General features: G+C 35.6%; 8 protein-coding genes. 4 read left to right on the top strand and 4 right to left on the bottom strand.

Going from position 1 to position 14,194, the window contains the following annotated elements:
* Window position 1: 1 nt before the first annotated feature.
* The 3 genes from FHR29_RS04405 to FHR29_RS04395 form a co-directional block, all read right to left on the bottom strand.
* On the bottom strand, window positions 2–1,360 hold the full coding sequence (locus FHR29_RS04405) for a RagB/SusD family nutrient uptake outer membrane protein (protein WP_183912655.1): 1,359 nt from the start codon (window positions 1,358–1,360) through the stop codon (window positions 2–4).
* A 14-nt stretch (window positions 1,361–1,374) separates the two neighbouring features.
* The gene (locus FHR29_RS04400; RefSeq protein ID WP_183912653.1) at window positions 1,375–5,847 is read right to left on the bottom strand and encodes a SusC/RagA family TonB-linked outer membrane protein; all 4,473 of its coding nucleotides are present in this window, start codon (window positions 5,845–5,847) and stop codon (window positions 1,375–1,377) included.
* A gap of 138 nt (window positions 5,848–5,985) precedes the next feature.
* Window positions 5,986–6,540 (bottom strand): hypothetical protein, encoded by a 555-nt coding sequence (locus FHR29_RS04395; RefSeq protein WP_183912644.1) that lies wholly within the window; start codon window positions 6,538–6,540, stop codon window positions 5,986–5,988.
* A 1,062-nt stretch (window positions 6,541–7,602) separates the two neighbouring features.
* Between FHR29_RS04395 and FHR29_RS04390 the strand changes: the two genes are divergently transcribed.
* The 4 genes from FHR29_RS04390 (at window position 7,603) to FHR29_RS04375 (ending at window position 13,452) form a co-directional block, all read left to right on the top strand.
* Window positions 7,603–8,187, top strand: coding sequence for a helix-turn-helix domain-containing protein (locus FHR29_RS04390; RefSeq protein WP_183912642.1), 585 nt, complete (start codon window positions 7,603–7,605; stop codon window positions 8,185–8,187).
* A gap of 251 nt (window positions 8,188–8,438) precedes the next feature.
* Complete coding sequence (locus tag FHR29_RS04385; protein WP_183912640.1) at window positions 8,439–9,815, top strand: DUF3696 domain-containing protein; 1,377 nt, start codon at window positions 8,439–8,441, stop codon at window positions 9,813–9,815.
* Window positions 9,815–10,654, top strand: a complete 840-nt coding sequence (locus FHR29_RS04380) for a hypothetical protein (RefSeq protein ID WP_183912638.1) — start codon at window positions 9,815–9,817, stop codon at window positions 10,652–10,654. The genes FHR29_RS04385 and FHR29_RS04380 overlap by 1 nt, the downstream gene beginning before the upstream one ends.
* 611 nt (window positions 10,655–11,265) lie before the next feature.
* A complete protein-coding gene (locus FHR29_RS04375) occupies window positions 11,266–13,452 on the top strand; it encodes a CHAT domain-containing protein (protein WP_183912636.1) in 2,187 nt (728 codons plus the stop codon).
* A 322-nt stretch (window positions 13,453–13,774) separates the two neighbouring features.
* On the opposite strand, the gene tnpA is transcribed toward FHR29_RS04375, so the two are convergent.
* Window positions 13,775–14,005, bottom strand: coding sequence for an IS66 family insertion sequence element accessory protein TnpA (tnpA, locus tag FHR29_RS26810; protein ID WP_409321889.1), 231 nt, complete (start codon window positions 14,003–14,005; stop codon window positions 13,775–13,777).
* Window positions 14,006–14,194 lie beyond the last annotated feature (189 nt).

Genomic DNA, 14,194 nt, shown 5'->3' with positions numbered 1-14,194 from the left:
ATTATCTGATATTTTGAGTTATTTCTGGAGCTAAACCGACTACTCCAGAAGGGATTAAAAATGCGTATCGTAGATCTCCTATTGATAAATCATATCGCTTTCCATCCATCATTCTGATCAATGGTTTGCCAAGCAGCGGAATCAAACTTAACCGTTTTATATCCATCCATCTCACATTGCGCATAATAAGAGATTTTCTTCTCTCCTCCAGAATTTTGGAAAGCGCTTCTTCTTTATTTAAGGCTGTAAATTTTACAAATTCTGAAGACTTCCATCTCGTAATTAATAGCGTGTTAAGTTGATCCATTCCCGCATCAATTTTATTTTGATGCGCATATGCTTCTGCCAAATTGAAATAAACTTCATCCAATACCAATCCTGCAAAAGAAGTATAATTGTTTTCACCATCATATTTACCTTTAAAGGCATACACATCGGGTTCAACATTCCTGAAATAAAGCACCTGTCTTAAATCCATTTCCATATAAGATCGGTACAAAGTACTGTCTACATAAGCTACGTTTGGATCCAGGCAGTCAGAAGTCAAAGTTGTAGCATGAAACAGTGTTTCACTGTTAAACCTAGAAAAAGGAGCGTCTGAATTGATGTTTAATGTATTATAGTCTATTAAAACCAAGTTTTGATTAAGTACTTCTTTCGAAGATGAAACCGTTAGGTTATAATCTCCTATAATCAACCCGAGTCTTGACATTGCCGCATAAGCGGCCATTTTTGTGGGGCGCGTTTTGTAATTAGAGCTCATGGGTAACAGTAAAGAAGAAGCAGTCAAGTCTTCCAGTATCTGATTATAGGTTTGCTTGAGTGATGATCTTTTTGACTGCTCATCGACAGAAGCTGTCTGTCTCAATACCAAACCAAGATCTTGATCTGCCGTGCTGGTATTATAAGGCAATGTAAATAGATTTGCTAATTGCATATATGCAAACGCTCTAAAAAAAAGGGCCTCCCCTTTCACACGATCATAATGACTGACATCTCCTTCTCTGTTGATATCTTGTAGAACTTCTAGAACCTGGTTAGCATTGAACACCACTTTATAGCAAGAAGCCCAATTTTCAGTAGCAATATCGGTTTGCGAATTCCATAAATAGCTGTCTCTATCTGCATTTTGGGTTATTGCTTCAAAGGAAGTACTTGTTAAATAATAATGATCAGAGGCGATCTCTCCCACAACCGGGTAACTATTATTCATGGTATAATAATCATCCAACAACGCATCACAATCCTTAAGTGTACTTGGAACAGTCATTTTTTGATTTGGTTTAACTTCTAAAAAAGAATCACATGAAACTAGAGAAACGAGGCTTACCAAAAAGAAATAATATATATTTTTCATCATATTCAGTTTTAAAATTAAAGACTCATATTAACGCCAAAAGAAACTGACAACGGAAAAGGTATTGCATCTCGATATTCAGGATCTATGCCCACGTTATTTTTGCGCCAGAGCATAACATTCATATTTTTAACGAAACCATATATAGAAAGATCCTTGATATACTTTAATCGTCCAACACGATAAGAAATCAAAATATCCTGCAAACGTATATTTGCTCCGTCTTCTACCCAATCGGTAGTTCCACTGTTAAATCGACCACGGAATATATCAATAGGATAATTTAACGATGGTACATTTGTATACATTTCATCACCAGGTTTTTGCCATCTTTGGTTATAATCGCCATAACCTACCCTATTTTCTGCCGCAGTCTGTTGATTAAAGGATTGTCTAAAAAATTTAAATCCCCAACGCGCTTGAATATTGAACGTCATAGAAAAATTCCCCACCGTAAACTCGTTACCAAGTGAACCATAATAGCGAGGAACGCCAGAACCGACATCTAAGATATTTTCCATGCCTCCATACATAATCCCTCTGTAATTTTTACTGATTTCTCCATCAAGATATCCTCGTGGATCACCAGTCTCAGGGTCAAGGCCTGCTGAGCGGTACGCAAATACAGTCCCTACATCATATCCCTTCCTATATTGTGAACTGGTAGATCCAGAAGTCATCACATAATTATAAGGAAAAGCAAATTTGTAGTCATATTTCTGAACTCGAGTTCTATTGCGGTTTACCAATAGTTTTGTTTTCCATTTGAATAACCGAGTTTCTATATTCGAACTATTTATTTCAAGCTCCCACCCCTTTCCTTCCAATTCACCACCATTTTTTATTGTGGATTCAAAACCGATAGTAGGATCGATTAAAACAGTACTCATCAAATCTTGAGAATTTCGCTTATACCATTCAACAGACCCCATCAATCTATTACCAAAAAAACTATAATCCAGACCAAGATTAATCGTACGAATTTTCTCCCAGGACAAAGAAGGGTTAGCAGGAGAAGTAATATTGGCATAGGGCAGATTTGTCAAAGGTATCGTACCGTTATAGTAAATAATAGATTGTGCGGCATATTCAGCATTTGCATGTCCACTAAAACCGAAGGATCCCCGTAATTTCAAAAGATTGATATCCTTAGAATTTAAAAACGATTCTTTATTGATCTCCCAGGCAGCACCGATAGACCATAATGGTTGCCATTTTTGATTTGTCTTTGCTCCAAAAAGATTCGAGGCATCTTTTCGAATATTAGCAGATAGGTTGTATCGGTTGAGATAAGAATAATTTGCGTTAGCAAGAAATGATACGTATCTATTAATAGTCTTTTCAAAAGCATCTGCAGTCGAAATGGCACCTCCTCCAAATTTTTGGTTTAAATACGGAAATATGGAAACGGCATCAATTGGAATAAAATTAAGATTGGTAGGATCATATCCAAATTGGGTATTAACATCGCGCTCAAATTGTTTCTCTCTCACTTCGGCAGCACCAAGAAAATCAACCCGATGAATACCATCCTTAAAAACAGGTGAATAATTGATCTGCACTCTTCCCATCTGAGTTTGATTTCCCGTATTACTCAGGGACAACCTATCACCAACTGGAATCGGTGTTTTCAAAAGTTCAACATCATTCCATTGACTGTAATAGTTAATAAGATTTCTCATTTTAAACGATTTTAATCCTAACCAATCTGAAACCTTTACTGGATTATATTGATAATTGTAAATCAACTGCACATTGAGATCAGGCTTAAATTGATATGCCATAGAAATAGTAGCCATTAGATTTTTGGATTTTAAAATCTGCGAATTCCCATCAACTTCGTTCAGCAGGTTGTAAGTCCAGTCCTGTAACTTTCCATTTCCCGCGGTATCACGAAAAGCCTTATTTACAGGTACTGCATCATTTGGAATCGGTTTACCCGAAGCATCTACCAATCTGAGATAAGGCCATGCTAGTCCCCCTGCCCCTGCATCAAGAGCACCATAAGCAATACTCTGATCTATACTGGCATCCCTTGCATTTACGTTTGTAAAATTGATGTCAGCAACAATGTCAAGTTTAGATAGCGGAGATACCTTTATGAAAGATCTTAATGTGGTCCTTTCATTATCAGAAGAAATCTTGTTATTGATATTTTTGTCATAGCCCGCTGAAAAACTATACGAAATCTTATTGCTACCTCCCGAAAGATTCAGTGCATATTGCTGGTTGATAGCATTTCTATAGACATATTTATAATAATCATCACGAATATCATAGGTACTGTAAAGGTCCATTTGCGTCTTTGCCTCAGCAGATGACAGGTTTCCTTTTCTCATTTCATCCAAAAGCTTTACCACAGGGCTCACTGTAGTATAACTATAGGTATCATTCAATCTCGAATTAAAATAGCCTTTGTCAAATAAAAAAGTTTCATATTCAATAAAATCTTTACTGTTCATAAAGGGTAAAGCATATATATCTGGCTTCTTTTGAATGGTTAAGTTTGAATTGAATGATAATTTTGTAGCACTATTCAAACTCCCCTTTTTTGTCGTTAAGACAATGACACCTCCACCTCCATAAATGCCCCATAATGAAGTCGCAATTGCATCTTTAAGTATAGACACCGATTCGATATCATTCGGATTGATATCTCTTAAATCTCCTTCATACACCACATTATCCAAAATAATAGTCCGTGAAGGCGCACCCAGTAAAGCAGATTTACCTCTCATTTCGAAACTATAATTGGGGACAGATTGGTACTGTGCACGATCAAGCCATTTGAATTCTTTATCAATACGCAAGCTATTGCTCATATTTTCCAATCGATCGATAATAGATGAGCCAACACGCTTGTTCAACTGTTTATTATCCACAAATTCAAAGCTCCCTGTTGCTCGCTCTTTTGGGATTTTCTGAAACCCCGTACTCACCACTTCTACTTCGTCAAGCTGGTTTTCAATAGCGTATAGTTGCACAGACAACACCGCGCCAGATGTATAATCCAGTTCTAGAGTTTTATAGCCGACAGACGTAAACTTCACTTTGCCGGTACGCTGGGATACAGCGATATTGAAAGAACCGTCTTTCTTGGTCGATGTCTTCACATTGTCCGCTTCAACACGCACGGATACAGCCTGTAATGGCTTCTTATCTACAGCAGAAATAACCGTTCCCTGCAGCACATAATTTTGCTTATTCTGAGCTTGTGCGGATACCGATCCGAAGGTCACTATCAGCAGTAAGATCATTACCGCTGAAAACCTTGATTTTAGTGATAGCTTTACAAATCCCTCATTCACAACATCACTAACACCTCCTTGCGCTTGATTTGAAAAGCATTTTAAGCGATTAGACTTATTATTAATGCAAAACCACTCAGATGCCCGGCAAAAGAAATTGGATCGCTTAAATCCTCTTATTTGAGATAATGAACTTTCCGTGTAGGGATTAAGTATGGATGAAGCATAGATAATGCGTTGATAGTGCGTTAGTAGTGCGTAAACAGGTACCGTTTTACGCACTATCCATGCATTACCAGTACTTAGCATACGCATTACGGACGCTTGGGCAACACATGAACAACCATATCCCCGTACTTGCCTAGCACAAGCCATTCCAAGCACTGCTAAGCTACTAACCTCACTAGCTCTTTGGTAGCTCTCCAGTACATCCGCAGTACCTTTTTGGTACCTTTTCAGTAGGGCATTCGTGAATAAACCGTACGCTAACCGTATATCAAGAACGATTTTAGCAAGTACATTTTTCATGAAAACCATAAAAAAAGCAAAGCCATTGGTTCGGATCTTGTTCGGACTTTCTTTTAACCTTCTTTTACCCTTGTAGTAAGTTTCCCCGTAACTGCAACACACTTGCACCGTAGTTGCGCCGTCCTTTTCCTGGTACACTTTCTCCTCCCTTTTTTCACCCCTTTTTCTACTTCCACTCAGGTTTTGCTCGACCGTGCTTCGACTTTTCATGCACTGTAGCCGATGAAATCCCGATGCCGACCCGAAGCCCAGTCGCAGAAAATTAGAAGTTGGTGTTAAGTTGGTCAGGAAAAAATCAGGATTTACTCTACCTAATATCTTTTGTTTGACACCTGTTCGAGTGTTGTTCGACTGCGCTTCGACACGTGTTCGACACTCCTTCGAGTCTTGTTCGGGTGCTGTTCGACTGCGCTTCGACTGGCCTTCGGGAACTTGCCGAACAGCAGTCGAAGAACTGCCGAATGATTTCCAAATCAGTCCCGTACCAGTCCCAAGGTTATCCCGAACGTTTGTCGAACCTTCATCGAAGGCATATTGACTGATAAAATCAACACTAGTTGCATGTGCAATATTATTTTCTAGCGCATTTTTAGCAACAGAATATTCAGGTAATTCCGTATCCTTTCTGCTCAATAGCACACCTTCCCTTTCAGGCTTAAATAGCTTCCGGAGATAATCCCAGAACTTGACTATATATTGTATGTTTATGTTCATTATTTTAATTTTTTGGACATAAAGCTTCCCTGCTCCATTTACTACCAAGGGAAGCTTGATCATCAAGCCTTTTTCCCTAGGCAGCATCCGGAGATCACAGGTAGTGAAACTTTATTAATACTTTTCTTTTGTTAATGCTTACTTCTTCCGTATGATCATTGTGGTCAGCTCGTCCCAGATCAACTCTACCGATTCGCCATCTTCAGTGTTGATCGGTCTACTGTCTTTCACTACCGAGAGTTTCTCGATTTTCACTTCCAACTGAAAGTGCTCATTTAGGTCATTGATGATCCGTTGCTGATAGTCTTCTCTTGCGGTATTGACAGGCACGGTGAGCTCATATTCATATAAATGCTTACCTCCGTAATAGCAGCTTCTACAAGGAATATACTTTACGCGGTCTTCACCTAAAACGATGATCTGCTCTTTCGGAAAATTACTGGGCAGTCCAAAGGCATACAGGTAGCACTCATAAACGGCCATGCACACAAAATTTATCCGCAGTACATCATTACGGGTGCCATGCAGCACAGAAATAAAGGGACTGATATCTTTTTCCGAAGGAACCAGCAAAGAATAGTACCGTTCCTTTGGACGTTTGTCTACTATAGCCTTGGGCACATAGGGCATACGACCTCTGGATCTAGTCAGTGTAGCATTTTTCAATGCTGTTTTGGATAAAAGTGTAGTCATAATCGGTTTTTTAATAAATGGGACGCACTTTTCACTCAAAAACGAAGACAGTTCTCTCTCTGGGGACAGCGCATAGCTCTCCCAATAACAAGTATTTTGCATTTTTTAAAAGTTTAAATTGGTTCCCTTAAAACCGAACTAATTGGACATGGCTCGCGCCGTAAGGAAACCAGTTAAAAAAATATTAAATCAAGAAAATGCAATTTTACGTCGTCGTCAATTGGTTATCTAATGGTCTTCATTATTGCATTATTTGGGTTAAAGAACAAGAACCGACTTTCTTTTATTGATGTAATTCAATAAAACTTGATGACAAAAATTTGCTTTATAACTGGAAAAGTGTAATTTTAGGTTACGAAGACTAAAATCCGATCCAATTTAGCCTATGCAAGCAATTGTATATCAAAATGAAAGTCGGTAACATAAGCCATCATAGTATGGGAACAAGCTAGTTTTAACCTTATTAGAACGTAATTTTTAGTATTAAGTATGGTCAGCAAACCACACTTTTACTAAAACGCGCCTTTTAGATTTGGAACAAACTTCCCCTTTCCTATTTATACTTATGTTTTACTAAACGCCCTATTCTGGCGCACAGGATATGTTCTTTATTAAAGTTAAATTGGCAAACCGATGACTCTGATCCTCGATCATGTCTTGAGTGGTTCTGTGGGTGGTTACTTTTCGTTTAATCATAATTTTTTTTTGGTTATGACAACGATATCTTGAGAAGAGTTCTAGCTGAAAAAACCAGCAGGAACGGTCTTTACTCCTTCTAAATTGGAGGGAATCCGCCTGGCAAACCTCTCTAATAGTAAAAACTATTAGGGCCCTTAGAAGTACAAACGCAAAGACCGCCCCTACTGGTATTATACAAAGATATAATTTCCAGTAACAAATGGGCGACCTTACGGTACTCTCTTGGGCAAATTTGGCGGATTTTCCAATAAGAGAGACATCGTTATGGAGAGTATTTATTTCTTACCCTCTACATGTCGCATACATAATGTAAACAAATATAGGACATTAAATCGAATATTACAAATTTGTAAAATAGTTTTTATGAGTAAATCTCAATCTAAACAATATATAGATCCTGAGTCGTTGAGTCTATTTAGACAAACTTTTTGGGGAAAATGCAAAACAAGTGGAATTACATTAGAAGATCTTGCAGAAAGAACTGATCTAAGCTATATTCAAATTTTCAGAATAGTTAGAGGAAAAAATAATACATCATTAAGTAATGTTATGGCAGTTATTAAAGCTGCTGAATTCCAACCTTTTGAAATATTCACATTTAATATTGAAATTCCGGACTACCCTCCACTAAGAAAGTATCGTCAGGACCAGAAATTACCAAAATCACCTGGTGCAATATTTTACCTGAGGGCATATATAGAAAATGGAGTCTTTGAAGGGAAGTCATTTACTCCCGCTGAGTTTAAAAATCTAGTAAATTCTGATCTAGATTCAAAATTTAGTGACAAAGATTTCTCGGTTGCATTTAGTAAAATATTCAATGGTCTTCAGGATAAGAATCCTTTAAAAAGAGTACAAGAAGGAAGCTCATATAGATACTTTTTGCTTTCCGAGGATGATAAAGATGTAATACTTACTGATAAAAGGAAAATGAAACGAACAAAATGACATTCGGGAAAAGCATACGCTTATATTTAAAGGAAGGCACTGTAACTAGCTTAAAATTTGGAGAAATTGTCATTCATACAATTCAGGCCATTTCATGTCCACGAAGAAGGTTAAATGATTTAATTAATGATCAGGAGTTCAAATCAGAAAAGTTTTAAATAAAAGTGGAATACATGACATACAAATAGTTTAAATTAGATTAATTGGGCGTCAATAATTAAAAATTACAAATAAATATTATAGTACCTATTATGTTCAACTTAGGAATAAATAATTTTCGGAGTTTTCAAAATCAAAATTTTAATTTTAAAAGAATTAACATTTTGATTGGAGAAAACAGTGGTGGCAAAAGCTCTTTGTTAAAGTTTCTATTATCGCTTAAGCAGACAATAGATTCTCCCAATGAATCAAATTTAAAATTGAAAGGCGATTTTACTGATTTGGGGAATTATGAAGAAATGATTTATAACAGGGAAAAAAGCAGAAAACTAGAATTCTATTTTGAAGCTAAAGACGAGCACTTTAAACATGTAATCGAGAATATTAATTTTTATGATCGTACAGAAAAAGATTTAGCTCTTGATGGATATATTCGTTTTAAGCATTTAGAGAACAGCACGACAAAGTTACATATCACCCTTTCAAATAAATTGGATGTACATTCCAATATAAATCTTAAATTTTCAAATGATTTACTTGGAGAATTACAACTTGAGCATATAGATATGCTTGATGATGAAAATTACAAAGAAATCTACTGCAACTTGAAATTTAAAGATTTACTGGGAGAAGAAAAAATTATTCAAAACTGTGTTTGTTATAAAGAAGGATTCTTATCCTTACTTGATAGTTCTTTAAAAACTAAAGTAATCGAACAATACGACCACCATACTTATTATAATATTCTTTATCTCTTAACCTTCCAAAACTATATAATTCAAGAGATTAATAAAATTAAATTTGTTAACCCAATAGGCTCTTCGCCGAAAAGATTCTATTTTCACGAAGACAAGAAATCCACTTACAATACAATCGATATTGAAAAGCTGATTAATGTTCTAGGCGACCCATCGTTAACGCCACGAGAATATCAAGACAGAATTACATTACTTAACAAAACTATTAATAGCTTTGGTATAGCAGAGCAAGTAGATATTATTAAAAATAAAGAATTTCCAGTCCTAGGGCTTAATGTAAAAACAAATGACTTTTGGTCTAATATTACAGACGTGGGATATGGAGTGTCTTTACAACTTCCAATCCTATTTCAGGCCTTATTATCGGAGAACTATACTCGAAAAGGACAGATATTACTTATTGAACAACCTGAAGTTCATTTACACCCATCCCTTCAAGCCAAGTTTATTGATACTTTATTAAGCATCGGTAATAAAAATTCATATTTTATTGAAACCCATAGTGAGCATATTATTCGAATGCTGCAGGTTATAGTTAAAAACAAAAAATTTAACGTTACATCTGATGATATTTCAATATATTATTTTAAAAGAATTAAAGATAAGTTTGAAATTACGCAACATACTATATGTGAAGAAGGTAGATTATCACCATCATTTCCATCAGGATTTTATGATGCCTCATACTCACTTGTTAAAGAATTATTATAATGAATATTATATCAGATTTAAATACTTTTAAAAGTGCTTTCAAATTAAAGGTTAATAAGGATTCACATGAAGACTTGGCGATTTTTCTTCAAGAAAACAACACTCATATAATTTCACGAGAATACGTGGATATTATCGAAAAAGAAGTTGAGAACACTGATCTATGGGAAACAATACTTAAAGAACTGATGGACGAAGGAAGATTAAAATCCTTAAAATCTACCAGCAATAATGCGAATGAAATATGTGTAGAAATGTATAATACATTTAAACAATCCCCATGTGTACTGTTAACAAAAGATAATAAATCTATTGATTCAATGGGCTACAATAATATTGATTTGAAAAAAGAGGAAAACAAGGTCATTAAAAAAGTATTAAAGGACTCAACTTGCATAGTGACTGTACATGATTTTGATAATGACGAGAAAATAAAAGATTTTTTTAAAAAAATCTTTTCATTGCAAACTCTTAATACTGACATTTTTATTTTCAACAGAGAGTTCGACTTAAGATTTTTAAATCATTTCAAAGATGCAAAAGTTCATTATTACACTCTATTAAAAAATAAGCATTATGATCAATCTGACTTGAAAAGTGATTCAAAAAATAAAAGAACTTACGAAATAATAGGTGGCAGGATGAGGTGCTACTATACCTTTAATAGAAAGATTATCCATGAAAGAAAAGTAATAATTGGTAATTTAATCATTTCTCCAGATAACGCATTTATTAATTTAAATATAAATGACCCGACTTGGCAAATAACCATAAGTAATAATCCAAGGATTTCATCTAAATGGAAGGAAAAGTGTAATTCATTCTTACGCCTCAATTAGTTATAAAAAACTTTATAGCAAGACCTTTAAAGATAAAAGGTTCAATTACCTGTAAGCTTGAAAAACTTTAGATTATGAGGAGTTTAACTCAAACCATCTGATAATTAAAAAATGCATCACCAAGTGATTTAATGGGTACATTAATCACTTGGTGATGTTATTCAAAATAAATACATTAAGAGCGCAGCAAACCTGATAAAATGTAAATTATTTGAGTCACAGATAAACTCCCTATTTTTTTTATATTCTATTAATTAAGCACCTTATTTATAGTTTCGTCAATAAATTCTCTCAAACTAAAATTCTGTCCCGTCCTAAAAAACTTTACAGATTGGGCATTTTCGTCTTCAAGTCGGCGCAGTTTTCGGATTTCCGAAACTCCTAGACCGCAGTATTTCTTTTTCCAATTGTAAATATAGACTCGCTGACACCCAATGCACAGCAGCAACAGACAGCTGCTTAAGCCCTGCCATGGGAACAGCAGACAAGACAGAAGCGGGGAAGGTAAATAGACGGATAGCGCGAGAAATATCTTTTAGCTTGGTTTACATTTTGATAAGTACCACTGAGAAGCTATAATTAAGTTTAATTTTTGTATATATTTGATATAAATGAATGAGAGAGTATTATATCGTTATCATCAGTTAACTTCGATCAATTATGTATTGGTTATAGATAAACAGCCGACAACACTTTCATTCATTCCACCTTCCGAGTTTCATAATAATGTTCTACGCTTTATAAGTTTTCTCCCGAAAGACATACTACAGATGAAGGACTCGCTTAGTTATTTTGAGACTACTTTAAGAAGCGGATTTAGTGACCCATATCATTTCCATGTTAAATACAGTGAAAATCTGGAAGAGTATTTAACTGTGATGCCCAAAAACAGAATTTATTTGTTTTTTGTGGATATGAATTCAACAAGGATTGATAAGATCAATCAAATTCTATTTTCGCTCCATTCCGATCTTAGGTATTATTGCTTCATAAACGATCAAGATAAGAAATGTGTGAGATTACCTAACGAGGTTCACAATCCTGGACATTTTATGCAACTAGTTTACGAGAAACAGAGGGCAGTTTTCCAATTAATGGGGATTCCTCCAATATTATTGACTCCTGAAGTTTCTATGGGTTGGGATGGTTACTATGATTTCCCTTCCTTTATCCCAGCACAATCTAATTATAGGGTTGCAAATAGCATAATTGGAAATTTCGATTATGGCGAACGAATTAATAATACTATTACCGAAGAGCAACTTCTCACACAATCTAGAGGATACGAAGAGGCTAATATAAACTCGAAGTCATTTATAAGGCAACAACTAATAATCGATCAAATAGATAAAATTGATTATTTCTCTGAAACCTGTTTTGAAGAGGGGCTTGTAAATCAGGTATATGAAATTGACCCGGTTCTGGCACCACTGATTATCATTGCCCCTTTTCAAAATCCAGATGTTCAATCTTTTCTTGATGGGAATAGTGGAGAAGAGTATAGAGAATACTTCTCGACATTGAACTTTGAGCAGACCCAAAACTATATACATTTAACAAAACCACCTAAATCGGCAAAGGCTCTATTATTTACTTCCCAATTAATTACGCTGAAAACTCAATTTCTAGATGATGTTGCCTTCCTTCATAGCTCTTTTACATTTTCGCCGATAGTTCGTTTACCTGCACAAGGAAAGACGTTGTATCGGAGTCTGTCTTTTTTTAGAACAGAGGTAGCGGGTAGACTGACTGCTCCAAATAATCGTACCAAAGTATTAAGGACAATCCAGTCTTTTGGTCAGGAGTTTCGTAGGAGGGCGATATCACCAGAACTTCTACAGCGACTAGCTGATGACAATCGTCAAATTGTAGCTATAAGCGATCTCCCTGTCGAATGGCTGGATATTAACGGTGTACCACTGAGTTTTACACATGATGTATGTCGCCTGCCAGAAACAGCTCTACATGGATTAATGGCTAACTTTGTTTCTCATGAACAGCGACAGTATTTAGTACCGCGAGATATTTTAAAAAAAACTCTAGTAGTTTTTGGTAACAATGAACCGGAATTCAGTCGATGGCATCCTGCCGTTAAGCTATTAGCAGAAGAAAATGATGTGATTATAAAAGAGTGTTTTTCAATTGAAGCATTGAAAACAGCAGTAGAGGAGGTTAAACCTCATTTGTTAATAATAGATAGCCACGGAGCATATGATAAAGAGAGTAAATCTTCTGTACTGTTCTTTGGAAGCGAAAAATTGAATGGAAATCAGGTAATAGAGTTTCAAATCTCAGCACCTTTGGTATTTCTTTCTGCCTGCAGTACGGCACCTACATATGGAACGATTGATACCATCGGCAATGCATTTTTTGAAGTTGGTGCGTTATCTGTAACGACAACATACTTACCAATCAGTGTAGATTCAGGGACAATACTGTATATTCGAATGCTTAATAATTTAAAAACTGCATCAAACTCTGCAATACATCAAAACTGGTTGGCTTTCATAGCCCATCTGTTACGAACTTCTGCTGTTGAAGAAGCCTATAAGCGTTATGCCTCTAAGCATTCGCGAGATTTGAAAGCAACAACGGAAGCGCAAGCAAATGATTATACTTACTTGCTGTCATTTTACGAGCGGAGAAATATTTATGAAAAGCTGTTGAAGGGTGAAGGCCCAAGTTTAATCGGTTCCTCGGCAGAATTTCTATTTTATAGTGTTTTGGGACGGGCGGACTTAATCAAGTTTCAATCTTGGGCAGAAGAGTTTAAAAAAAAGAATCATACGATTATGTAAACCCATTCTGTACAACACATCTTTAAGTTTGGTGCATATTCCGGGGATGTTGACCCCTTTCCGGAGATACTGACCCCTCTAAAGAGTAGTATCTCAGTCCAACTGATGATCTGACAATATTACTTCTTTTCCCTAAACTTGTTCCTTTCTTATGTAAAGCTTTCCAAAAGAAAAGAATTTGACATTACGCGTGTCAAAATGACCCTAATAGAGATAGAATCTGTACGATGATCGTATGGAAAACATGCTTAATAAAGGTGGATAAGTTTGGGTACCCAGGCCAGATCAACTCTAGTATTAACTTCCCCCCCGTTGGAATAGATCACTTCGACCTTTTGGATCGTATTGTTTTTTGGTAAGACCTCAATAAAACCTGAAGAGGTTTTTCTTCTTTGCAGACATCGATCCAATAAGCTAAAGTATGGATCTTGATACCGTGAAAAGAACAAAACTCATGTTGTGTCTGGTCACTGCTACGCCACTTTTCAACTAAAGATAGCATATGACTCCTTTTTTCTTGTGCTGTATTTATAGAAACAAAAGTAATTAACACAAATAATCATTCAAATATGTACTTGCTAGGATGCATACACTCCTGCAGTAATACATACTTTAAAAAAGCCATTAATTATGCGATGGAAAAACTGCAGAAAAAATATAAAAAGATGCAAGAAAACTCTTAATTCTATAAATATTAAACTCAGAAAAATGTAATGCATTCCTAGTATTAGACCAAAATATA

The organism is Sphingobacterium sp. JUb56 (assembly GCF_014191365.1).
GTDB lineage: Bacteria > Bacteroidota > Bacteroidia > Sphingobacteriales > Sphingobacteriaceae > Sphingobacterium > Sphingobacterium anhuiense.
The sequence above is the reverse complement of the archived record's forward strand: the minus strand, read 5'-3'. Positions and strand labels throughout refer to the sequence as shown.